This window comes from Microbacterium sp. NPDC064978 (genome assembly GCF_044543605.1).
GTDB lineage: Bacteria > Actinomycetota > Actinomycetes > Actinomycetales > Microbacteriaceae > Microbacterium > Microbacterium meiriae.
In genome coordinates, this window is sequence record NZ_JBITWF010000001.1 from 385,978 (window position 1) to 407,257 (window position 21,280).

31 protein-coding genes are annotated in these 21,280 nt (G+C 69.3%); 11 read left to right on the forward strand and 20 right to left on the reverse strand.

Annotated elements, in window-relative coordinates; all coding sequences use genetic code 11:
- Positions 1 to 498 precede the first annotated feature (498 nt).
- On the forward strand, positions 499 to 876 hold the full coding sequence (locus ACIGJI_RS01915) for a murein hydrolase activator EnvC (protein WP_268776367.1): 378 nt from the start codon (positions 499 to 501) through the stop codon (positions 874 to 876).
- A 23-nt stretch (positions 877 to 899) separates the two neighbouring features.
- On the opposite strand, the gene ACIGJI_RS01920 is transcribed toward ACIGJI_RS01915, so the two are convergent.
- The 3 genes from ACIGJI_RS01920 to ACIGJI_RS01930 are packed head-to-tail and all read right to left on the reverse strand — an operon-like array spanning position 900 to position 3,669.
- On the reverse strand, positions 900 to 1,802 hold the full coding sequence (locus tag ACIGJI_RS01920) for a tyrosine-type recombinase/integrase (protein ID WP_280567136.1): 903 nt from the start codon (positions 1,800 to 1,802) through the stop codon (positions 900 to 902).
- Between the two features lie 56 nt (positions 1,803 to 1,858).
- Positions 1,859 to 3,049: a DNA-processing protein DprA gene (gene dprA / locus ACIGJI_RS01925; RefSeq protein WP_363444111.1), complete on the reverse strand. Its 1,191-nt coding sequence runs from the start codon at positions 3,047 to 3,049 to the stop codon at positions 1,859 to 1,861.
- The gene (locus ACIGJI_RS01930) at positions 3,046 to 3,669 is read right to left on the reverse strand and encodes an ATP-binding protein (RefSeq protein WP_363444114.1); all 624 of its coding nucleotides are present in this window, start codon (positions 3,667 to 3,669) and stop codon (positions 3,046 to 3,048) included. The genes dprA and ACIGJI_RS01930 overlap by 4 nt, the downstream gene beginning before the upstream one ends.
- A 450-nt stretch (positions 3,670 to 4,119) precedes the next feature.
- Here ACIGJI_RS01930 and ACIGJI_RS01935 point away from each other — a divergent pair, with 450 nt between their 5' ends.
- The 3 genes from ACIGJI_RS01935 to ACIGJI_RS01945 all read left to right on the forward strand — a co-directional run bounded on the left by ACIGJI_RS01935 (position 4,120) and on the right by ACIGJI_RS01945 (position 6,660).
- The gene (locus tag ACIGJI_RS01935) at positions 4,120 to 4,737 is read left to right on the forward strand and encodes an HNH endonuclease signature motif containing protein (RefSeq protein ID WP_363444117.1); all 618 of its coding nucleotides are present in this window, start codon (positions 4,120 to 4,122) and stop codon (positions 4,735 to 4,737) included.
- A gap of 230 nt (positions 4,738 to 4,967) precedes the next feature.
- Entirely contained in the window at positions 4,968 to 5,246 is a 279-nt protein-coding gene (locus ACIGJI_RS01940; RefSeq protein ID WP_363444120.1) for a hypothetical protein, read from the forward strand.
- A 262-nt stretch (positions 5,247 to 5,508) separates the two neighbouring features.
- Entirely contained in the window at positions 5,509 to 6,660 is a 1,152-nt protein-coding gene (locus ACIGJI_RS01945) for a phage major capsid protein (protein ID WP_363444123.1), read from the forward strand.
- A gap of 113 nt (positions 6,661 to 6,773) precedes the next feature.
- On the opposite strand, the gene ACIGJI_RS01950 is transcribed toward ACIGJI_RS01945, so the two are convergent.
- The gene (locus ACIGJI_RS01950; protein ID WP_363444126.1) at positions 6,774 to 7,298 is read right to left on the reverse strand and encodes a hypothetical protein; all 525 of its coding nucleotides are present in this window, start codon (positions 7,296 to 7,298) and stop codon (positions 6,774 to 6,776) included.
- A gap of 81 nt (positions 7,299 to 7,379) precedes the next feature.
- Between ACIGJI_RS01950 and ACIGJI_RS01955 the strand changes: the two genes are divergently transcribed.
- The 6 genes from ACIGJI_RS01955 (at position 7,380) to ACIGJI_RS01980 (ending at position 9,906) form a co-directional block, all read left to right on the forward strand.
- Complete coding sequence (locus ACIGJI_RS01955) at positions 7,380 to 7,667, forward strand: HNH endonuclease (RefSeq protein WP_366243935.1); 288 nt, start codon at positions 7,380 to 7,382, stop codon at positions 7,665 to 7,667.
- 149 nt (positions 7,668 to 7,816) lie between these two features.
- Positions 7,817 to 8,092, forward strand: a complete 276-nt coding sequence (locus ACIGJI_RS01960) for a hypothetical protein (protein ID WP_363444132.1) — start codon at positions 7,817 to 7,819, stop codon at positions 8,090 to 8,092.
- A 285-nt stretch (positions 8,093 to 8,377) separates the two neighbouring features.
- Positions 8,378 to 8,638 (forward strand): hypothetical protein, encoded by a 261-nt coding sequence (locus ACIGJI_RS01965; protein ID WP_363444135.1) that lies wholly within the window; start codon positions 8,378 to 8,380, stop codon positions 8,636 to 8,638.
- Positions 8,631 to 9,089, forward strand: a complete 459-nt coding sequence (locus ACIGJI_RS01970; protein ID WP_363444138.1) for an NUMOD4 domain-containing protein — start codon at positions 8,631 to 8,633, stop codon at positions 9,087 to 9,089. Before ACIGJI_RS01965 ends, ACIGJI_RS01970 begins: the two co-directional genes overlap by 8 nt.
- Before the next feature lie 82 nt (positions 9,090 to 9,171).
- On the forward strand, positions 9,172 to 9,399 hold the full coding sequence (locus ACIGJI_RS01975; RefSeq protein WP_363444141.1) for a hypothetical protein: 228 nt from the start codon (positions 9,172 to 9,174) through the stop codon (positions 9,397 to 9,399).
- 165 nt (positions 9,400 to 9,564) lie between these two features.
- The gene (locus ACIGJI_RS01980) at positions 9,565 to 9,906 is read left to right on the forward strand and encodes a hypothetical protein (RefSeq protein WP_363444144.1); all 342 of its coding nucleotides are present in this window, start codon (positions 9,565 to 9,567) and stop codon (positions 9,904 to 9,906) included.
- Positions 9,907 to 9,959: 53 nt separating this feature from the next.
- Here the strand turns inward: ACIGJI_RS01980 and ACIGJI_RS01985 are convergent, their stop codons facing one another.
- The 10 genes from ACIGJI_RS01985 to ACIGJI_RS02030 all read right to left on the reverse strand — a co-directional run bounded on the left by ACIGJI_RS01985 (position 9,960) and on the right by ACIGJI_RS02030 (position 17,089).
- The gene (locus tag ACIGJI_RS01985) at positions 9,960 to 10,790 is read right to left on the reverse strand and encodes a hypothetical protein (protein ID WP_363444147.1); all 831 of its coding nucleotides are present in this window, start codon (positions 10,788 to 10,790) and stop codon (positions 9,960 to 9,962) included.
- Between the two features lie 89 nt (positions 10,791 to 10,879).
- Positions 10,880 to 11,161 carry a hypothetical protein gene (locus tag ACIGJI_RS01990; protein ID WP_363444150.1) on the reverse strand — a complete coding sequence of 94 codons (282 nt, stop codon included), beginning with the start codon at positions 11,159 to 11,161 and terminating at the stop codon, positions 10,880 to 10,882.
- A gap of 85 nt (positions 11,162 to 11,246) precedes the next feature.
- Entirely contained in the window at positions 11,247 to 12,773 is a 1,527-nt protein-coding gene (locus ACIGJI_RS01995) for a recombinase family protein (RefSeq protein ID WP_363444153.1), read from the reverse strand.
- A gap of 17 nt (positions 12,774 to 12,790) precedes the next feature.
- Positions 12,791 to 13,726 (reverse strand): ATP-binding protein, encoded by a 936-nt coding sequence (locus ACIGJI_RS02000; protein WP_363444156.1) that lies wholly within the window; start codon positions 13,724 to 13,726, stop codon positions 12,791 to 12,793.
- The gene (locus ACIGJI_RS02005; protein ID WP_363444158.1) at positions 13,723 to 14,085 is read right to left on the reverse strand and encodes a YraN family protein; all 363 of its coding nucleotides are present in this window, start codon (positions 14,083 to 14,085) and stop codon (positions 13,723 to 13,725) included. The genes ACIGJI_RS02000 and ACIGJI_RS02005 overlap by 4 nt, the downstream gene beginning before the upstream one ends.
- Positions 14,086 to 14,196: 111 nt before the next feature.
- Positions 14,197 to 14,523, reverse strand: coding sequence for a DUF2469 family protein (locus tag ACIGJI_RS02010; RefSeq protein WP_017204525.1), 327 nt, complete (start codon positions 14,521 to 14,523; stop codon positions 14,197 to 14,199).
- A 56-nt stretch (positions 14,524 to 14,579) separates the two neighbouring features.
- Positions 14,580 to 15,239, reverse strand: a complete 660-nt coding sequence (locus ACIGJI_RS02015) for a ribonuclease HII (RefSeq protein ID WP_363444161.1) — start codon at positions 15,237 to 15,239, stop codon at positions 14,580 to 14,582.
- Positions 15,236 to 15,961, reverse strand: coding sequence for a signal peptidase I (lepB, locus tag ACIGJI_RS02020; RefSeq protein WP_187663992.1), 726 nt, complete (start codon positions 15,959 to 15,961; stop codon positions 15,236 to 15,238). Before lepB ends, ACIGJI_RS02015 begins: the two co-directional genes overlap by 4 nt.
- Positions 15,962 to 16,080: 119 nt before the next feature.
- The gene (gene rplS, locus ACIGJI_RS02025) at positions 16,081 to 16,431 is read right to left on the reverse strand and encodes a 50S ribosomal protein L19 (protein WP_025103348.1); all 351 of its coding nucleotides are present in this window, start codon (positions 16,429 to 16,431) and stop codon (positions 16,081 to 16,083) included.
- Between the two features lie 169 nt (positions 16,432 to 16,600).
- Positions 16,601 to 17,089, reverse strand: coding sequence for an MFS transporter permease (locus ACIGJI_RS02030; protein WP_187663991.1), 489 nt, complete (start codon positions 17,087 to 17,089; stop codon positions 16,601 to 16,603).
- A gap of 109 nt (positions 17,090 to 17,198) precedes the next feature.
- Here ACIGJI_RS02030 and map point away from each other — a divergent pair, with 109 nt between their 5' ends.
- A complete protein-coding gene (gene map / locus ACIGJI_RS02035) occupies positions 17,199 to 17,981 on the forward strand; it encodes a type I methionyl aminopeptidase (protein ID WP_363444165.1) in 783 nt (260 codons plus the stop codon).
- On the opposite strand, the gene ACIGJI_RS02040 is transcribed toward map, so the two are convergent.
- From ACIGJI_RS02040 to rpsP, 6 genes are read right to left on the reverse strand one after another with little or no spacing between them, the layout of a single operon-like run.
- The gene (locus ACIGJI_RS02040; protein ID WP_187663989.1) at positions 17,944 to 18,426 is read right to left on the reverse strand and encodes a pyrimidine dimer DNA glycosylase/endonuclease V; all 483 of its coding nucleotides are present in this window, start codon (positions 18,424 to 18,426) and stop codon (positions 17,944 to 17,946) included. The genes map and ACIGJI_RS02040 overlap by 38 nt on opposite strands.
- Positions 18,423 to 19,157 (reverse strand): class I SAM-dependent methyltransferase, encoded by a 735-nt coding sequence (locus tag ACIGJI_RS02045; protein ID WP_187663988.1) that lies wholly within the window; start codon positions 19,155 to 19,157, stop codon positions 18,423 to 18,425. The genes ACIGJI_RS02040 and ACIGJI_RS02045 overlap by 4 nt, the downstream gene beginning before the upstream one ends.
- 46 nt (positions 19,158 to 19,203) lie before the next feature.
- Entirely contained in the window at positions 19,204 to 19,908 is a 705-nt protein-coding gene (gene trmD, locus ACIGJI_RS02050) for a tRNA (guanosine(37)-N1)-methyltransferase TrmD (protein WP_259951647.1), read from the reverse strand.
- Positions 19,909 to 19,927: 19 nt separating this feature from the next.
- On the reverse strand, positions 19,928 to 20,545 hold the full coding sequence (gene rimM / locus ACIGJI_RS02055; protein WP_187663986.1) for a ribosome maturation factor RimM: 618 nt from the start codon (positions 20,543 to 20,545) through the stop codon (positions 19,928 to 19,930).
- The gene (locus tag ACIGJI_RS02060) at positions 20,529 to 20,759 is read right to left on the reverse strand and encodes an RNA-binding protein (RefSeq protein ID WP_025103341.1); all 231 of its coding nucleotides are present in this window, start codon (positions 20,757 to 20,759) and stop codon (positions 20,529 to 20,531) included. The genes rimM and ACIGJI_RS02060 overlap by 17 nt, the downstream gene beginning before the upstream one ends.
- A gap of 6 nt (positions 20,760 to 20,765) precedes the next feature.
- On the reverse strand, positions 20,766 to 21,203 hold the full coding sequence (rpsP, locus tag ACIGJI_RS02065; protein ID WP_280567961.1) for a 30S ribosomal protein S16: 438 nt from the start codon (positions 21,201 to 21,203) through the stop codon (positions 20,766 to 20,768).
- Positions 21,204 to 21,280: the final 77 nt, after the last annotated feature.

Below are 21,280 nucleotides of genomic sequence, written 5' to 3' on the forward strand. Positions count from 1 at the left end.
TTGTCATGCCGACCGGACGGTCGGACATCCTGGTGCCCGGCTCACGCCCACCCGTTCGGAGAACGGGACCTGCGGGAGTGGATGCCACGACGGAGTCGCTCTGGGCACGCGTAGTCACCCCGAGTTCGAGGTGCTCGTCCAGCATACAGGATCATGCGCCGCCGGCTCGTCCTGCACAGGAGCGCGATCCTCGCCCTTCTCCCCCGCTACAGGGTTCTTCCCCCGGGCGTCCGGTCCGCGCGATCGCCCCCGGCGCACACTCACCGCATGGCTTCTCCCTCCGGTTCCCCTCACCTTGTCCGTTCACACTCGTCTCGTGCCGCTCGCGTCGCGATCACGGCGGCGCTCGCCTGTCTCGTGCTTCTGGGCGGCGGCGGCGCGCCACTCCCCGCCCCTGCATCCGTACACACAGCGACGGCACCCCGCTCCGGCCCGTCCCCGGCCGACAGTTCCGCCTCGGAGGGTGCATGGCGATGGCCCGTCGACGGTGGTCGCCATGTGAGCGCCGCGTATCGCGCACCGGCGCACGCCTACGGTCCCGGGCACCGGGGCATGGACGTCACCGCCGCCGTCGGTACCGCTGTCGGCGCTCCGGCGGACGGAGTGGTCGCGTTCCAGGGCGTGGTCGTCGATCGTCCCGTGCTGACCATCCGACACGCAGACGGCCTGGTGAGCTCGTTCGAGCCGCTGGAATCTTCGCTCCGGGCGGGCGACACGGTCAGCCGGGGTCAGGAGATCGGTCGGGTCTCCACAGGTGGGCACACGGCTCCTGGCGCGCTGCATGTCGGTGTGCGGCGCGATGGGGAGTACATCAACCCGATGCTGCTGTTCGGCGCGGTCCTGCGGGCCCGTCTCCTGCCCTGCTGCGGGACCTGATCTCCGACCGAGCGGGCAGCCGCTCAGGCGCGAGGATGCGCCAGCCGGTACGTCGCCGTCAGCCGCTCCGCCGAGACATGCGTATAGATCTGCGTCGTGCCGAGGCTCGCGTGCCCCAGGATCTCCTGCACGGCGCGCAGGTCGGCGCCGCCGTCGAGCAGATGCGTCGCCGCCGTGTGGCGGAGGGCGTGCGGCCCGACGGTCTCCGCGCCGACGACGGGTGCGAGCGCACGGGCGACCACCTCGTAGACCGTCCGCGGTCCCAGCCGGGCGCCGCGGCTTCCGAGGAAGACGGCAGGCGAGGCACCCGCGGCCCTGCTGAGGAGCGCCGGGCGAGCGCGGCGCAGGTACGCACCGAGTGCATCCCTGGCCGGGGCACCGAATGGCACGACGCGCTCCTTGTCGCCCTTGCCCCGCACAAGAGCCGTCCCGCGGTCGAGATCGAGGTCGTCGATGTCGAGACCGCAGAGCTCGGAGACGCGGACCGCGGAGCCGTAGAGAAGCTCCAGGACGGCGTGGTCACGGAGGGCGACGGGCTCGCCCGAGGATGCGGCCTGCCGATGGCGTTCCAACAGCTCGGACATCGCGTCCTTCGATGCCACGGTCGGCAGCGTCTTGGCCCGTTTCGGCGCCACGAGCCGAAGACTCGGGTCGATGGGGATGATGTCCTGCTCGCGCGCCCAGCCGAAGAACGCTCGCGCGGTGGCCGCACGTCGGGCCAGGGTCGCTCGCGCGTCGCCGCGCTGGGTCGCCTGCCACAGCCATTCACGCAGCATCTCCAGGTCGATCCGGTCCACCGGACCGCCCGCCACGCTCGCCCCGAGGTCCCGCAGGTCGGAGCGATACGCCTTCACGGTCGCGGGCGACAGCCGGCGCACCTTCTCCAGGTGGTCGGCGAACGCCTCGACAGCGACCGCGAAGTCCATACCTCCACCCTGGCCCGCCCCCGCCCCCCGAGCCGCGCGCCCCGCCGCGAGCCGTCCTATGACGTCCGTGCCGCGCCGATCCCGCGCCAGCCGTCCCCGTCCCGCCGCGCAAGGCCGTCGAGATCGAGGAGGCCGAGCAGTGCCCTGGTCCGCTCGACGGTGAGATCCGCGCGTTGCGCGAGCTCCGCCTCCGTCCGAGCGGTCCGGGTGCTCAGGGCACGGAGGAGCAGGACCCGCCCCTCCTCCGTGGCATCGTGTGCATGCGGCGACCGCGCGTCGGTCGGGAGCATCTCCGCCACCTCCGCCGCGGAGGTGACGCACACCGCGTCGTACTCGCGGAGCAACCGATGACAGCCGGCCGACGAGGCGGAGGTGACGGGACCGGGCACCGCGCCGAGTGGCCTGCCGAGCGTTGCCGCGTGCCCCGCCGTGTTGAGGGAGCCACTGCGCCACCCGGCCTCGACGACCACCGTCGCCTGCCCCAGTGCCGCGATCAGTCGGTTGCGGGCGAGGAAGCGCCACCGGGTCGGCGCCGTCCCGCAGGGCACCTCGCTGACCACGACCCCGTCGACCGCGATCCGCGTGAGAAGGTTGCGGTGCCCGGCGGGGTACGGGCGGTCCACGCCTCCGGCGAGAACCGCGATCGTCCCCCCACCGACAGTCAACGCGGCGCGGTGGGCTGCCCCGTCGATGCCGTAGGCGCCGCCCGACACGACAGCCGTCCCCGCGGCGGCCAGGTCGCCGGAGAGGTCGGCGGCGACGCGCTCCCCGTAGGCGGTGGCCGCCCTGGCGCCCACGATGGCGACGCGTGCCGCGCTGGTCAGGAGCTCCGGGCGCCCGCGCGCCCACAGCACCACCGGAGCCTCCGTATCGAGATCGTCGACGGCGAGCGGCCAGTCGGGATCTCCCGGAAGGAGCAGATGGGCGCCCGCCGTCTGCGCCCGCCGGAGGGCATCGATCACAGCCGCCGGATCGGCACGCTGTCGCCACCGCACCCGCGCCTCGTCGAGCGCCCGTCGTGCGCCCGCGGCGCGGACCATCGGCCATGACCGTCCCCGCGCGTCGAGAGCGAAACGCATGCCGTCGGCCGGTCCGAACTCGCGCACGAGGGTCGCGGCGACGGCGTCCCCGGGATCGGCGATGACGGACCAGGCGACACGTGCGAGCGCCTCCGCCACGTCGTCGGTGCCGCGCAGTCTCCGAGCGGCGTCGAGCGCATCCTGCTGAGAGACGAGTTCGTCGATCACCGCGCCACCCCCGTCCGCAGAAGGAGCGCGCGGCCGATCTCGTCCGTTCCGGGGAGGTCGAGTCCGGCGAGGTCGGCCATGGTCCAGGCCACCCGGAGGACGCGGTCGTATCCGCGGAGCGTCAACGCCCCTCGTTCCAGTGCCCGATCGAGACCGGCCCGCGCGTCTGGCGGGAGGCGGAATCCGCCGTGCCGGAGCAGGGTCCCGGGAACCTCCGCATTGCGTCGCCAGGGCGTGCCACGCCATCGCCGCTCCGCTCGAGCGCGCGCCTCGCCGACGCGGCGCCGGGCCTCGACGGTGGTCACCCCGGAGCGCTCCCCCGCGAGCGAGCGTGAGGCGGCGACACGCGAGACCGGCAGATCGATGTCGAGACGATCGCGTAATGGCCCGGAGAGGCGAGTCGCGTAGCGTCGCAGCGCCTGCGGTGGGCAGATGCAGTCGCCGTCACGCACCCCCCGGTTCCCGCACGGACACGGGTTCATCGCCAGGAGCAGCTGGAACCGCGCCGGGAACCGCACGACGAAGCCGGATCGATGCACGTCGACGAAGCCGGTCTCGAGTGGCTGACGGAGCGCGTCCAAGGCCACCCGGGGGAACTCGGCCGCTTCGTCGGAGAACACCAAAAGGCGTACACGTTGCCCCACGTCAACCTGCCCTAGCCCTCCGTTCAGGGCAGGTTGGACCCGCTCTCACCCTGGCGAAACTGCCCTGGAACAGCATCCAGGGCAGGTGTCAGGGTAGGTTTCAAAGCCTCCCCGGGAGTCTCCCGACGGCTTTCGGAGGCTCCTGAGCTTCAGTTTCGGGGCCCTAAACGTGCTCTCGGAGACCTCCGAGGCCACAAAAGGTGCCCTGGACAGCATTCAGGGCAGCTTCTAGGGTAGTTTCGAACTGGCCCCAATGCCAGTGTTTCCAAGGCATCGGGCCCCTTCAGGGTAGAAAGGGCAAGAACGGGGGCACGCTTTCTATATGTTTCCAAAACGGCTCGCCCTTTAGGGGTTAATGGAAACTCTTGCCCTAGTTGCCCTTTCTACCCTGGGCCCCGTTTCGCCACTCGACCGAAGGAGGTCGCCTTGCTCGATCCAGCCAGGTCAGCCGAGCTGACCGCCCTTGCCGAGAAGCGCTGGGGTCCGAAGCGGCACTGGTCCTGCGTCTACTGCGGTGCAGGTGCCGGGCTCACCGTGGACCACCTCTGGCCCCGCCAGGCCGGCGGCTCTGACGAGGCCACGAACTTGTTCCCCGCCTGCGACCGGTGCCAGTCCTCGAAGTCCGACCGCCCGCCGATCGCCTGGATGGTGGCTGTGGGCGTCCCCGAGGACCGGATCGCCCGAATCATCCGGATCAACGGCAACCCCGACTTCCGCGTTGTCCAGCAGCCCGGCGACCTGGTTCCCAAGATGCCCGAGGTGCGGCCGATCACCCCCGACCACGAGGCTGGCCGCAAGGTCCGCCGCCTCAGCACCCCCGACCCCGAGGGCCCGCGCGCCGAGCCCGACGCTTCCGGCCTCCCCGCCGTCTTCGAGCTCGACCCTCACGCCTGGTCGCCCCGGGCCGCCTTGCATGCCGCGGCTGACGCGGCTGACCCCGGCCACTCGGCTCGCGCGCTGTACCGCGACCTGGAGCGCCGTGGCTTCCGGCCTCACAAGCGGAACGGCGTGCGCGGCTTCTGGGGACTCCGCGTCCCGGAGTAGCCCCAGCCCCCAGCCTGCTCCGTCCCCTCAATGTGGTATATGAATCGTGGAGGCCGGAAAAGCTAGACGCCGCCCGCCCCGCCCCCCCACGGGCCGCCCGCCCTCAATGTGGTATATGAATCGTGGAGGCCGGAAAAGCTAGACGCCGCCCGCCTCCCCACCATCTCAGCCCCCTGACCTCCACCGGTCCAGGGGGCTCTTTCGTGTGACCTCTCGACCTCAGGAGCCCGATGCCCCGCCGCAACCGCCGCCGCCCCCAGAACGACCCGACCGTCTTCGACTCTCTCGCCAGCCAGCTCCACGACGAGCACGCTGTCAGGACGGGTCGCACGACCTGGGCGGACCTCCGCCAGGCCCGCAAGGACGTGCGTTCCCGCGAGAAGTACGGCGAGGGCGCTGTCGGCAACCCGGCTGAGCGCCGTGCCCGGGAGGCTCGCGCAGCCCGCGAGGCCGAGCGCCCCGTCCACATCGAGGACGCCCGCGCCAAGCTGGCCGCCTACCTCGCGTAGAGCGGCCCCACCTACTCCCCGCGCAAGCGGGTAAGCCGCAGCAGTCCACCCGGCCAGATCAGCCGGAGGAAACCTGCGACGCACTCCGCCGCGACCGCGGTGCCGAGGGCCAGGAGGCCAGAGCACCGACCACGGTCACCGGTTAGCCGTCCCGCCAGCCCCAGTCCAGGAGGACATGCAATGGGGTCCGCGAAGGACCGCAGTCGGTAGGCACTACCGCGCCAGATACGGCGCACCTAGTGACTACCCCATTGGAGTCAACATGGACATCAAGTCCGAACTTGCTGCCCTGCAGCAGAAGAACAACGCGCTCGTCCTGAGCGTCAAGGCATCCGGCCGCCAGCTCTCGACCACTGAGGTAGAGCAGATGGAGCAGGACGCCGACCGCATCATCCAGCTCAAGGCGGCTATCGCCCGCGGTGAGTCGAACGCTGCGGTGATCGACCGCCTCAACAGCGGCCTCCAGGGCGTCGAGGACGTCAGCGACGGCTTCGGCGGCGCCAAGTCGGTTGCTGCGACCGAGGCCAAGTCCGGCTTCCTCGACCTGTCGCCTGCGGGCATCAAGTCGATGGCCCGCACGATGGCCGACCAGGCCACCGAGCAGAAGGCGCTTGTCGCCGGAGGCACGGTGACCACCCAGGTCACCCTCGCGCCGAACATCGTCCGCATGGGCGGTGGCGGTCTCGCGCTGATGTCGGCCCTGCCGGTCATCCAGCACGACACCCCGTCGTGGAAGTACCTGCGCCAGAGCGTCCGGACCAACGCTGCCGCTGAGGTGGCCGTGGGCGCGACCAAGCCGACGAGCACCGTGACGGTGACCGACGTCGACGGCCAGCTCCGCGTCTTCGCGACGCTGTCCGAACCAGTCGACAAGTACCTGATCCGCGACAGTGCTGCCCTGCAGCGCTTCGTCGGTCAGGAGCTGGTCTACATGGTCGGCACCAAGGTCCAGGCTGCGGCTGTGGCTGCGTTCCTCGCGACCTCGGGCATCCAGACCGTCTCGGCTGCGGCTGAGCCGATCGTCTCGGTCCGCAAGGGCATCCAGGCGGTCGAGGACCTCGGGTTCTCCGCCGACCTGATCGTGCTCAACTCCGCCGACTACTTCGACATCGTGACCACGCGCAACGCGGGTGGCACCTTCGACGTGTCGAACGGTGTGGGCGCGACCGAAGAGGCTCCGCGCCTCTGGGGTCGTCAGGTGGTCTCGGTTACCGAGGGCGTCGCCGCGGGCTCCGCGCTCGTGCTCGACCGCTCGGCTGTCGCGATCGACACCGACAAGGTCGGGCTGGAGACCGAGTGGAACCCCTACGCAGGGTTCGACAACAACACGGTCAAGGCTCGCACCGAGGGCCGCTTCGACTTCTCGGTGTTCCAGCCCTCCGCGCTCGCGCTGGTGGACCTCGCCGGGGAGTAACCCGAACCTCTGCTGGTAGGTAACCAGCCGGCCAGGCATCCTTCACCGGGTGCCTGGCCACTCGGGTGCCCGGGTAGCTGCGTCAGCTGTACGAGCTCGGGCACCCCTCGTCGTTAGCTCAGCCTGTTCACCTTGATCAGGGGCTTCCACGCCTCCGGAATCAGAAGCACCTGCGGCCTTCCAAGCAGTGTCCTCTGAACGCTCTGACTACTCTTGCGCCAGCGCGAGGGCCGCTGGACGATCACCGCGGACGGCCTGCCCGTCAATCCGTCCCACCACGATCCCTGGAGCGAAATCTCGTAGGTCCACGACCGCGAATCCTTGCCTTCCAGCCGGATGGGCATGTGTTCGGTCACCACTGAGCTCTTGACCCTCACGGTTCCGCCGTGCTGCATCTCGATGATCCAGCAGACCTCATCGATCGTGATGGCCTCGCTGCCGGTGTTCGCGACGCTGATATCGAATGACCAGCACGCCGTGCTGTAGTCGTTCTGCATCACGGTGCAGCCCACTACGCCGGTGACGTGGACCCACGGGCGGTCGGCCTTCGCTTGCCGAATCTGCCACCCCAAGGCCACTACTGACATCACGAACGCCAGGCCCGAAAGCACGGTCGTGACGATTTCTGCCGGTGTCATGTCACGAGCTTGGCATACGCCCCCGCTTGGCGCTCTCTGTCGCGACTGCGCCGATTCCCGACTATCTCCCGGAGTGTGATGATGCCGAAGTCCCGCGATGGTCGGTCCTCCGCGCAGTGGCAACAGATCAAGAAGACCCAGCGAGCGAAGCGACTGCCCTGCTTCCACTGTGGTCAGCCCATCGACTACGAACTTCAGTGGCCTGACCCGGCCTCGTTCAGCGCCGACCACCTTCGACCACTCTCTCGGTTCCCGGAGCTCGCGCACGACCCCGGGAACGTGGTGTCGAGCCACCTGCGCTGCAACCAGGTCAAGGGTTCCAGCATGCACTTCAGTGCTGGTCTCGGCGAGCTGAGCGAGGAGCTCTAGCCCCACCCCCGGGTAGTGGGGGCCGAATCCTGTGGATGGACGGCCCAACCGAATAGTCCCGGCAATCCAGAGTGTGTGTCTGGGCTAGCCACCCCATCCCGCACGCACGCACGCGGTATAGGTGTGCACCACGATCCCTAGGAGTCCCGATGACTGACCCAATCCTCAAGTTCACCAAGTGGTGTCCGGCCTGCAAGGCGGAGCTGCCGATCACTGCTTTCGGCCACAACCGCGCCAGCGCGGACAACCGCACGGCCTACTGTCGCCCTCACCACAACGAGCGCACGAAGGCCTACTACGCGACTCCCCGCGGTAAGGCCGCCCGTGCCGAGTCCCAGCGCCGCACCCGCGAGCGCCGGAAGGCCCGCTACGAGGCCGCCGTCGCCCAGCTCTCTCCTGAGGATCGCGCCCGACTGGGCCGCTGAGTCCATGACCTTCCCAGGGGTTGATTCAACTCAGCTCCCGGCCCTCTGAACCCGCGTCACTGTAGCTAGTGACGCTCGCGACCCGCGTCTGCCAACGCTCTACGGGTCGCCACTTTGACCAGCCCCGCTGGTCTCGTCGTGGCAGCGGCGGGACTGGCGGGGCTTTTTCAGTACCCAGAAAGGCACTGCCATGTCGTCCAACATCATTCGCCGCATCATCCGGGACCACATCGTCCCCGCCGGCTTCTCCCTGTCCCTCGTGTTCGTCGCCCTGGGGGTGCTGTCATGACCGCCGCTCAGTACCCAGAGCCCACTCCTGCTGAGCGCAGGGCGTGGTACTTCGAGAAGCGGGACCGCCGCGCCCGTGCTGCCTACCGGAACAGCCTGCCGACCGGCCTCCACGCTCTCTACGCCCTGCTCGCTGACGCCCCGTCCCCCTGGCACGCCGAGGTCATCGAGGCGCGCATCGAGACCGTGCGCGAACACAACCGCGAACGGAACCGCGCTCGCCGTCGCCGCGCCCGGGAGGCGAGCCAGCATGCCTAATCGGATCGACCGCCGCCCAGGCGAGGTGTGGGCCAGCATCCCCGGTGCTCCCGGCTACTGGGTCTCCTCTCTCGGTAGGGTCCGCTCTCCCCGTGGCGTCCTCACGCCCCGGCCCCGTGATCGCGTAGGCCACGTCGCCGTCGTGCTTCCTGGCGGCCGTGACGTCCTGGTTCACCGTCTGGTCGCCGACCGCTTCATCGAAAACCCCGACAGCCTGCCTCTCGTCCGCCACGGCAACGACGTGGCCTGGGACAACCGCGCCGAGAACCTCAGCTACGGCGACGCCCTGCGCAACGCCGAGGACCGTCGCCGGAACAAGGGCTACGGCCAGCGCAAGCCTCGCCCCGCCGGGCACGTCCACTCCACCGGCGGGGCCTATCTCCCTGGGTGCCCAGGGTGCCGGCTCGTCGCCCGCGAGGCCGCCGCTCGGCGCCGGAGGGCCGCCGCATGACCGCCGCCTGACTCAAGGCCCACCACCCCGAATGGCTCGACGTGATCGTCGCCCTGTTCCCTCACATCAAGGAGACCAACTCATGACCCTCAACCTCGACCCGCCCACCGCCACCCGCACCCTCGTCGCCCTGATCGACGCCGAGGACCCCGCCGAGGCCCTCGCACAGGCCACGACCGAGTTCAACCCGGTATACCTGCTCCAGGTCCTCTCGACCGCCGTGGCGTCTCTTCTCGATGCTCAGGGCATCACCGCGGCGGACGACGCCGCTCTCGTCACCGCGCTCGTGGAGGCCGAGAATGACCGCTGACCCGAAGCCCGTCTCGCACGCGACCGGCGACCACCTTGGTGGCGAGAAGTGCTGGCGCTGCGGCTCTCCCCGCGACATCTGGGGCGATGGCACCCGCAAGTGCTCCAATTGCGGTGCGTCCGACGACCCCGGCTGGCAGTCCTCGCCCGTCCTCGGTGCGCGCTGATGGCTGACGCCGCCGACCAGCCCGACGTCCTGGAGCCCTTCGCCGCGGCCTACCTCCGCCTCCGCGCCCTGATCGATGGTCCAGACCTGGCGGATGCTCAATGGACGGCCGGTCGCTCCCCCGTGCCCAGGGAGGACACGACGGAGCGGGCGAAGAACACGACCGCCGATCCGGTCCTCTTCGCCGTCACCGACCCGCGTCGGGTGGCTCTCCGCGACGCCGTCCAGCTGGCCGAGCGAGCCCTCCGCCACGCCGAGTACACGATGGGCGTCGCCGTGGCCCGCCTGGAGGCCGCTGCCCGGTCGTCCCGTATGGGCTCAGAATCACCAGGCCCTAGCTAGGACCCTTTTTCACGGTTCGGGGAGCCCAGATCAAGCCTGGTGGATCCGCAGGGTTAGAGGATGACCCCTCGGCGGGGTTCGTGCTGCACGAGGACTTCCCCGAAGCGCTCATCGCCGTTGACGTCGTGCCATCCAATCACCAAGTTGGCTCCGAACCGTCGCCCGTTGCCGACAAGCTCCCCGGAGAATGTCACCTCACCCGGGAAGAACCCTGGCCACTGGTTCGAGCCGTGGAAGACGAAATCGCCGAGAGGTACCTGGAGCGACACGTGCTGCACGTCTGTAGGGAGAATGCCGTCCTGCGTGTTCCTCAGAACGTAGGTCCCCTCACCGACACTCACGACTCGCCAGACTGGCTGTAGGCGCGGTGCGGCACGCTGGGCCTCGACCTCGGCCAACGCTTGTGCGTGCCCCTCGGTGCGGCCGAGCTCTCGTGCTGTCTCGGCCAGCTCCGCGCCGCGTCGGGCCTGGTCCGCAAGCTGTTGCTGAGCTAGCGATTGCGTTGCGTCGATCTGCTCGCGCGCGTGGGCCCATGCCGTCTCCTTGGCATCCCGCAGGGTCGCGATGCGCTCGGGTACGACGGTGCTGTCATCGCGTACTGGCCACACCTCTAGGAGGTCGCACACCTCTCTGAATCGCTGGGATTCGAGTTCCAGCCGTTTCAACTTCAAGTTGAACGCGTCTCGTTGGCGCGCGGTCATGACCGGGCGGAACGCCCAGAGCCAACGCAACCAACCTCCGACGCGGTCACGAAGTGGCCGCCAGAACTTGGCGCGGGCGGTCTTGCTGATCATGGAGAGCAGCGCCGCGGCGATCAACGCCGCAGCGACGTTAACGACTACGCCAAGCCAGCCTTGTTGCCACAGTTGGTCGGGGGTCATCACGGCTCCGAGAATACCGGGACCGACACGACGAAGCCCCCGAGGCATCCCCGGGGGCTCTCCGTGTCGCGAACGGCTAGTCGGCTCCGAACTCAGCGAGCCTCCGCCGCCTCCTGCTCTGCGAGCAGCGCCAGCGCCTTGGCCACGCGTTCCTTGCGGGCGTCCCGTGACTTCTTCGACGCGATCACGGCCAGGCGCTTGGCGTGCCCCTTCTTGATGGATCGCACGAGCTCGACGATGCTGTCGAGGTCCGAGACATAGGCGACGAGCTCCGCGTCGCTCGCGAACTCCTGCGGCTCCCGCGACGCCTCGTCTCGAAGCGCTGCGAGTGCTGCGAGTGCGTTGTCGGCGGTCTGGGTGTTCTTGGCGGCCATGATGACTCCCTGTTGGTGTGGCTGGCTGATGTAGATCAACCTGCCGCCCCAACTCGGGGTCGCCGCTGGGTCTGGTCGGGGGTTCCTAGTCGTCCTCGACCGGGTGCTCGATCCAGACGAACTCGAGCCGGTCACCGATGACGCTCGCCGCCCCGTTCGCGGTGGCCGGCTTCACGTTGATGCTGTCGAGCATGTCGTCCACGATGAACCGCCGCTCTGCGATCCCGCCCGTCTCCCACGCCTCGGCCAGGGTCCGCCCCGTCTCGTGGCGCACCTTGACCACCCGGGCCGGCTGGCTCAGCAGGCGCCGCCGTTCCTCCTTGAGCTGGTCGAGCCGCGGGAGCAGAGCCCCGTAGTCCGCTCCGTCGCGGCCCAGCGCCGCCTGCACGTCCGCGATCGCCTGCGCCACCCCGTCGAGCTCGCCTGTGTCCGCGGTGCCCTCGACACGCTCGGTGACCTTGTATTCCTTCAGGCTCCCGATCATGCGCAGGATGACGCCCTCGACGTGGTCCTCGACTCCCCCGCGGCTGATCGAGACGCCGGGACATACCCGACCGGGAATGGCCTTGTTCGCGCATCGGAACGTGTCCACGTTCCGCGTCTTCCTCGAATTGGCGTACATGACCGACCCGCACTTGCCGCAGTAGAGAAGCCCGGACAGCCACGACGCCGCCTTGCGCGGCGCGTTCGGCCCTCGCTTCCTGAACCGCTCCTGGACCTGCGCCCAGAGGCCTGGGTCGACCACCGGCTCCCACCTGGTGATCGGGATGCCCTGCGCGTCGGTGACGGCCCTGTATTCGATCACTGGCGAGCCGTCCGACCTCCTGCCCACCTCGACCCGCTGCGTGGTCCTGCCGAGCAGTGTCGGGCTCTGGAGCATCTTCCGCACGGTGGTGATGCGCCAGAGTCCGCCGTTGAGCCCGTCTGTCGGCTCGCCCTTCTGCCGGGCTCGCCTGAGCGCTGACATCGTCGTCGGCACCCCTTCCGCGTTCAGCATCGCCGTGAGGTCGGTGAGCTTGTCGCCGCGGGCGAATCCCTCCATCAGCCTCCGGGCGTACGGGACTTCGAACGGGTCGGGCACCAGGGCCTTGCCGCCTCCTGGTCGCGTCACGGCGCGGTAGGAGAAGGGCGGCGAGCCTCCGAGCCACCGCATCGAGTCTGGGTCCGTCTGGCTGAGCACGTGGCTCCGCATCGACCTGATCCGGTCGCGAGTCCCCTCGCTCTCCATCCTCGCGACCTCGGCGATGACCGCGGCGAGGATGCCGAAGGCGGGCATGTCCGACCGAAGCCCTTCCTTGTGGAACACGAGCAGTGCGTCCGGCCTGTCCTGAAGCACGCCGACGAGCTTGGCCACGGCGGTCAGGCCCATCCTGCTCCACCTCGACAGCTCCCAGCTGATCAGAATGTCGGCCCTGCCCTCGGCGACCATCGCCAGCGCTGCCTCGGCCTTCTCGCGCTCCTTGGTCCCGGTGACGCCGTCGTCGCTCAGCACCGAGACGACCGCCCACCCCTCGCGCTCCGCGACCTGCCGGAGCTCGCGCTCCTGCCTGGCGAGGCTGACGCTCTCCTCGGTCGTGCGGGACACTCGAACGTAGAGGACTGCTCTCTTCATGCTTCAATTATGCGCCTTTAGGCGTTCCTCGACTCGTCGAGGAAGAGCACGCCCCGATGAGCCCGTGCGACCGCGCCGGGGCGCGCCGTCCGCGACCCGCCTCCGACCATCGCCGCCACCGAGGCGCTGTGGTGCGGAGCGACCAGCGGAGGCTGGTGGTCGAGCCCGGTCACGGCCTCGCCGCAGAGGGAGCGCACGGACGCGACCTCGATGGCCTCCTGCTCGGTCAGCGGCGGCATGATCCCGGGCAGTCGCCCGGCGAGCATCGTCTTGCCTGCTCCCGGCGGACCGCTCAGGAGCATGTTGTGGCCGCCCGCGGCCGCGACGATGAGGGCCTCGACGGCTTCCTCCTGTCCGAGGACATCGCTGAGGTCCCGGTCGTCCGGTTCTCCCTCCGGCGGCTGCGGGCCGGGAACCGGCTCGACATCCGGCACCTCCACCTCGGCCCCGTGCCAGACTGCCACCTCGGCGAGCGACGCGGCGGCGCGCACCTCGACGCCAGCGACGAGACCGGCTTCCGTCGCGTTGCCGTGCGGCACGATCACGCGCTCGAAGCCGGCGCGTGCAGCGGCGAAGACCGCGGGAAGCACACCGGGGACGGGCCGCAGACGGCCATCCAGCCCGACCTCCCCCAGGTGCACCGTCTGCCGCACGGCACGACGAGTGAGCATATCGCTCGCGGCGAGGGAGGCGACCGCGATCGCGAGGTCGAAGGCGGACCCGTGCTTGGGCAGACTCGCCGGCGAGAGGTTCACCGTCAGACGCCGCCGGGGCAGCGACAGCCCGGAGTTCACGCAGGCGTTGTGCACGCGCTGCACCGCCTCGCCCAGAGACTTGTCGGGGAGGCCGATGATGCGGAACTCCGGCGTCTGCGGCGAGAGGTCGGCCTCGACCTCGACGACATGCCCCTCCGCCCCGGTGAGGGCCACCGACCACGTCCGAGCGGTGCTCACGCGATGTCCTCGAGGTGCTCGATGGACGCGGTCTCCGGAACCGCCCCCACGATGCCGACCGCCTCCACCCGCAGCACCCGTCCTCGTGCCAGATCCGGATGCGCAGCCCGCCACGCAAAGGCGAGCTGCCACAGCCGCCGGCGCTTCCGGTCGTCGATGGCGTCGAACGGGTGCCCGAAGGCCGCCGACCGCCGCGTCTTCACCTCGACCACGGACAGGTGCCGACCGATGACGGCGACGATGTCCAGCTCCCCCTGTGGACACCGCCAGTTTCGATCGACGATGCGATACCCGCGCTTCGTCAGGTAGTCCGCTGCCTGCTGTTCCCCGGCTCGCCCGAGGTCGTCTTTCGCTGCCATCCCCACAGGATTCCCGGGGCCACCCCGTGACCTCCGCGGTCCGAAGCAGACAGCCCGGCCGCTGTGGAAACAGCGGAGAACGTCACCGTTGTGCAGGAACGGCGGCTGGAGTCACTCCCCGTCGAGCGAGAGCTCTTGTGGCAGTTCGAACTCGCGGCGTTGCAGCTCCTCGACGTTCACGTCCTTGAACGTGAGCACCCGGACGGCCTTCACGAACCGGTCCGCACGGTAGATGTCCCACACCCACACATCGCTCATGGAGATCTCGAAGTAGAAGTCGTGCTCGGTGTCCCGGCGCACGACGTTGACCTCGTTGGCCAGGTAGAAGCGACGCTCGGTCTCCACGACGTACTGGAACTGAGAGACGACGTCGCGGTACTCGCGGAACAGCGCGAGCTCGAGCTCACGGTCGTAGTCGTCGAAGGCTTCCTCATCCATGATGAGTCCATCCTATGGTCGGCGGGCGCCGGTCGCGGCATCCCGGCCGCGACCGCTCAGAAGAGCGTCGGTGCGTCGGCGATCGCCCACGACGAACGGTGGAACGGTGAGAGGCCGAACGACCGGATGGCCTCCCGGTGCTCCGGACTCGCGTACCCCTTGTTGCGGTCCCACTGGTAATCGCGATGATCCTCGTGGAGCTCGGCCATGTACCCGTCCCTGGCGACCTTCGCGATCACCGACGCCGCCGACACCGAGGCGCAGTCGCGGTCCGCTTTGACGACCGGCCGAACGTTCAAGGGCCCAGGATGCACGCGCGAGACGTAGTCGTGGTTGCCGTCGAGGAGGATCAGAGCGTTCTCGACCGTGGCACCCTGCGCCACCACCGCCAGCACGGCGCGGGAGGCGGCAAGGCCCAGCGCCCGCATGATCCCGACCTCGTCGACCTCCGCGGCGGTCGCCCAGCCGACGCCCGAGGCCTGCACCCACGCAGCCGCGCGGGCGGCGACGTCGGGGCGCCGGCGCTCGGGGACGAGCTTCGAGTCGCGCAGCCCCTCCGGCACGCGGCGACGAGCCCCCTTGGCGTCCATCACCGCCGCCCCGACGGCCACCGGCCCGGCCAGCGCCCCGCGACCGACCTCGTCGAGGGCGATGATCAGGTCGCACTCCCCCAGGAGCTTCCGCTCCAGGGTCAGTCGAGGCGTGATGACAGTCATTCGGGGTCCGGCACTCCGTTGAAGATCTCGTGGTGGCCGTCGATCGGTCCGAAGCGGTCGAGCGGCCAGGTCGTCAGGAACGCCTTGCCCACGATGTTGGACACCGGGACGAAACCGCCGCTGGGCAGCTCCTGGTGTGCACGGGCGTCGCGGGAGCGGTCCCGGTTGTCGCCGAGGAGCCACACGGAGTCCTCGGGCACGACGACGTCGAAAGGTTCGTTGGAGGCCGCGGTGTCGCCCTCGGGGAGGTTCAGGTAGCTCAGCTCATCGATCGGGGCACCGTTGATCGTGATCTGCCCCAGCGCGTTGCAGCACACCACATGGTCACCTTCGACGCCGATCACCCGCTTGACCAGATGGTCCTGGGTGTCGGTTGCCGAGATGCCGACAAATGTGAGCACCCAGTCGATGGCCTGGACCAGCGGTGGCTGTGCAGGTGTCTGCGGCATCGGGTCGAGCCAGCCGCCCGGATCCTTGAAGACGACGATGTCACCGCGCTCATAGCCGGTCCAGCGCGGGGTGAGCTCGTCGACGAGGATGCGGTCGTCGATCAGCAGCGTGCGCTCCATGGAGGCCGATGGGATGTAGAACGATCGGACCACGAACGTCTTGATGACGAAGGACACCAGCGCGGCGATGACGACGATGACCAGCACGTCACGGAGGAAGACCAGGAACCCGCGCCGCCGTCGTGTCGGGCGTGCGGACGGAGAGTCAGTCATCTGGTTCCTTCTCGAAGAGTGCACCGTGAGCGCACGGCAGTAACAAGGTTCGCACACCGGGGACAGAACGAAAGCACCCCGGGACATCGTGTCCCGGGGTGCTGTGAAGAAGCTTCGCGTCAGTTGTTGACGCGCTTCTCCTTGATCTTCGCCTTCTTGCCGCGGAGCTCGCGCAGGTAGTAGAGCTTGGCGCGACGCACGTCACCGCGGGTGACGACCTCGATGTGGTCGATCACCGGGGAGTGCACGGGGAAAGTACGCTCGACACCCACCTGGAAGCTGATCTTCCGGACGGTGAAGGTCTCGCGGACGCTGTCACCCTGGCGGCCGATGACGACGCCCTGGAAGACCTGGATACGAGAACGGTTGCCCTCGGTGATGTTGACGTGCACCTTGACGGTGTCACCGGGGAAGAACTCGGGGATGTCGGAACGGAGCGAAGCCGCGTCGACGGCGTCGAGGATCTGCATGATCGTCTCTCTCTGCACTCGCCTCAGGTCGGATGCACGGATTAGGAAGGAACAAGAATGGGAGTGTGCCGAACGGCGCTGACGCGTCCGCGGGCTCCCCTGGGGCAGAGCCGGTCACGGCACAAAGAACCATTCTGCCACGGATGGCAGGCCCCACCAAAACGAGCGGTCAGGGCCGGTCGTCGGTCTCCCGCACCACGATCACCTCGTGCACGCTGGTCTGCGTCGTCTCCGCACGGGGCGGGGTCATCGTCGACCAGGAGATGGTCTCACGAATCCGCGCTCCACTCCCCCGCGCTTCATTCCAGAGCTGCCACAGCTGCAGCCACACCAGTCCGATGCCCACCACGATGGCGGCGGCGAGGAGCCAACCGAAAGCGCCATCGATGAAGAAGCCGACCGCGATCGTCAGCGCGTGCCAGAGACCGAACCCGGCGACGTCCCACCACGACAGGGCGCGCTCGGCGCGGACAGACGGCCGGGAACGCGTCAGCAGCGTGAGCAGGAGCTGTCCCACGAAGACCGAGGGCATCGCGATGAGCAGCACCCAGAGGATGGACCAGCCACCCTGGAAGACGGCCCAGCCGATGAGGAGCCACAGCGGCAGGAGGAACGCCGACGGCAGCAGCCAGCGGAAGAAGGCCTGTCGGATCCACATGCTCCGATGCTACGGCGAGGTCGGGCCCCCGTCACGGGTGTTCGCTGAGAGCGGCAGGCGCCGGGCACCCCGTCCGATCAGGGAGAATGGACGGGACGAGAGGACACTGATGATCGAACTGCGCACCCCTGCCGAGATCGATGAGATGCGCGCGGCAGGCCGGTTCGTCGCCGAGACGCTGGCGACCCTGCGCGACGAGACGAAGGTCGGCACCAACCTCCTGGCGATCGACCGCCGGGCCCACGACATGATCCGCAAGGCGGGCGCCGAGTCCTGCTACATCGACTACCACCCGTCGTTCGGCGCGAGCCCGTTCGGCAAGGTCATCTGCACCTCGGTGAACGACGCGGTGCTGCACGGTCTCCCCCATGACTACGCACTCAAGGACGGCGACCTCGTCACCCTCGACTTCGCCGTCTCGGTCGACGGCTGGGTCGCGGATTCCGCGGTCTCCTTCGTCGTGGGCACGCCGCGGGATGAGGACCTGCGTCTCATCGACACCACCGAGCGCGCGCTGACCGCGGCGATCGAGACCTCGGTGGTCGGGCACCGCATCGGTGACATCTCCGCTGCCATCGCAGAGATCGCGCACAACGAGGGGTACTCCATCAACACCGACTTCGGCGGGCATGGCGTGGGCCGCACGATGCACGGCGACCCTCACGTCGCGAACGACGGCCGCGCGGGCCGCGGGTTCCCGCTCCGCGCCGGCCTCGTGCTCGCGCTGGAGCCCTGGTTCCTCGCGACCACGGACGAGCTGGTCACCGACCCCGACGGGTGGACGCTGCGCAGCGCGGACGGGTCCCGAGGGGCGCACTCCGAGCACACCATCGCGATCACCGATGACGGGCCGATCATCCTGACGGATCGCTCGTTCCTCGGGGTGGACTGACCTCGGCCGCCGGATCGGCGCGTTCCCAGGATGCGACCGGCCCCGGCACGACGGTGAACAGCGGGTGCGCCTTCGGGAGCGCCACATCCCCGTGCCGCTGAAGCACCTCAGGACTGCGCTCGGCGAGCTTCGCACGCAGGTGCTCCCATTCCCGCGCGAGCTGCCCCGCGGTGACCGGCATCGTCGGAACGGCAGGCTCCCGGCGCCGGATGCGCGTGCGGTCGAAACGGTAGCCGCGGGCGTCCGCCTCGTCGGCGACAGCGACGAGGTACGCGCCCACCGCGGCCAGCGGATCCGCTGCCTCCCGGAAGCGCTCGAGCTGCGGGTGTCGCTGATACCCCTTCGTGGCGTCGGCGAGCACCGCCTGCGCGAGCAGCGTCTCCCGCCAGCAGGCGACGAGACCCTGACGGTCGAGGTACTCAGGGTGCAGCGACCAGATCCTCATACGCGGCGGTAGCGGAACACATCGGTGAGATGGGGGAGGTCGAACTCCGCCTTCCCGCGCGTCTCGTCCGCGCCGTCCAGCACCGCCTCCAGGGCCGCCACCATCCCTGCACGCTCCGCGTCGTCCGCCACGAGGAGACTGCTCACCGTGCCCCAGCGTCGGAGGTAGACCTCGCGGCTGATCCGCTCCGTCCAGCGCACCTCCTCGTGGGCTTCCAGGACGAAGCCGGGGATGTCGGTCGCCGATGCGGAGGTGTCGTCGTCCGCGCCGACCGCGGGATGCGCCACCCGATGGCAGGCGAGATCCCACGCACAGGCGGGGTCGGCGCGATTCCAGAGCAGCCCGAGCGTCCCGTCGGCGACGAGTGCGCGGGCGATCTCGGCCGCCGCCGTATCCCGGTCGAACCAGTGGAACGCCTGCGCGACGCTGACGACATCGACGGAACCGTCCGGCACGGGGATGCTCTCCGCGGTCCCCGGCCGCGCCTCGACCGTCGGCAGCGTCCGGGCGAGGACGGCGAGCATCGGCGCGGAAGGCTCGACGGCGATCACCCGCGCCGCACGCTCGACGAGCAGGCTGGTGAACTTGCCGGTGCCGGCGCCGAGGTCGAGCGCCGTGGCCACCGGCGCCGGAACAATGATGTCGGCCGCACGCTCCGGGAAGCCCGGTCGGTAGCGGTCGTACTCCTCGCCGATGCCTTCGAACGATCGCGCGCGTGTCACATCCACCATGTCTCGACGCTAACAGCAGTCGTTGCCGCAGACGGTCGGGGTGCGGTCAGTCGTCGGTCGGCGCGTCCGGAAGCAGATCGGGGCGGCGCAGCCGCGTGCGGACGAGCTGCTGCTCGCGCCGCCATGCCGCGATCGCCCCGTGGTTGCCGCTGAGGAGCACATCCGGTACCGCACGGTCACGCCAGACGGAGGGCTTGGTGTACGACGGGTACTCGAGGAGTCCGTCCTCGTGCGACTCCTCGACCAGGCTCGCCGGATTGCCGACGACCCCGGGGATGAGACGGCCGATGGCCTCGATCATCGCCATCGTCGCGACCTCGCCGCCGTTGAGCACGTAGTCGCCGAGGCTCAGCAGCCGCACCTCGCCACGCTCGGCGGCGTACTCGAAGACGCGCTCGTCGATGCCCTCGTAGCGCCCGCAGCCGAACACGAGGTGGTCGCGCCCCGCGAGCTCCCGCGCGGTCGCCTGGGTGAAGACCTCGCCCGCCGGCGACGGGAAGATGATGGTCGGCGGCGCGGCGGTATCCGCGGTGAGCTCGTCGAGGGCGAGCCCCCACGGCTCGGGCTTCATGACCATGCCCGCTCCTCCGCCGTACGGAGTGTCGTCGACGGTGCGATGGCGGTCGTGCGTCCAGTCGCGAAGATCATGCACCTGGAGGTCGAGCAGACCCGAGCCGCGGGCCTTGCCGAGCAGGGAGAGCGTCAGTCCGTCGAAGTACGAGGGGAAGATGGAGACGACGTCGATGCGCACGGGGGAACCGTATCAGCGGTCACTCGGCAGCGTCGGAGGCGGTGGTCTCGTCCTCCGACTCGGGAAGCTCCTCGAAGAGCCCGGCGGGAGGGGTGACGATGACCCGTCCGGCCGCGACGTCGACGGTGGGGACGATGGCCTCGACGAACGGGACCATCACCTCGTCCGTGCTCCCGCCCGACGACGGCTTCACGATCAGGAGGTCATGCGCCGGCAGGTGCTCGACGCGGACCACGCGGCCGACGACGACCTCGTCCCGCACGACGTCCAGGCCGACGAGCTGGTGGTCGAACCAGGCGTTGTCCTCGGTCTCGTCCTCGTCCTGGTCCATCCAGAGGATGGCGCGGACGAGGCTCTCGGCGGCGGTGCGATCGTCCACGTCCTCGAAGAAGACGACGGGGTTGCCGTTCATCACGCGGTATTCGCGGACGACGATCTCCTTGCCGTGCCATGGAGATGCCTCTGGCACCTGCAACGTGAACGCGGCCCCGGGGACGAAGCGCCGCTCCGGATTGTCGGTGTAGAGCTCGAGCTTCAGCGCGCCCTTGAGCCCGTGAGCCTTGACCAGGCGCCCGACGCGCAGTTGGTTACGGCCTTGGGTGCGGTCCTGCGACACCACGTCAGTCGTCCGCGACATCGACGCGGACACGACGCCCGTCGGCGAGTGCACTCACGAGGGTGCGCAGGGCCTTGGCCGTGCGGCCGCCGCGCCCGATCACGCGTCCACGGTCGTCGGGGTGCACACGCACCTCGAGCAGGTCGCCACGGGGCGACGAGGATTCGTGGATGCGCACATCTTCGGGGTGATCGACGATCCCCTTGACGATGTGTTCGAGCGCGGCGGCGAGCACGATGGATTACTCGGCGTCGGCGGCGGAAGCCTCAGCGGCCTCCGCGTCGGCGTCAGCGGCGGGGGCCTCCGCAGCGGGGGCCTCCTCCTTCTTCTCCGCCTTGGGCTTCACGACGGACTTCTTGGAGGCGTCGACCTCGAAGGCGGCCTTCGGCTCGGCGACCTTGAGGGTGGACTTGGCGTCCTTGTCGCCCTTGAAGGTGCCCCAGTCGCCCGTGATCTTGAGGATGGCGGTGACCTGCTCGGTCGGCTGCGCGCCGACGGAGAGCCAGTACTGCGCACGCTCGGAGTCGACCTCGATGAAGGAGGGCTCCTCGGTGGGGTGGTACTTGCCGATCTCCTCGATCACACGACCGTCGCGCTTGGTGCGCGAGTCGGCCACGACGATGCGGTAGTACGGCGCGCGGATCTTGCCCATGCGCTTGAGACGAATCTTGACAGCCACGATTCTCCTGAATGGTGTGGAAGGAAACGAACCGGTCGCCTGGAGCGTGGGGTGCACACCCGGCGGAAGCTCAAATG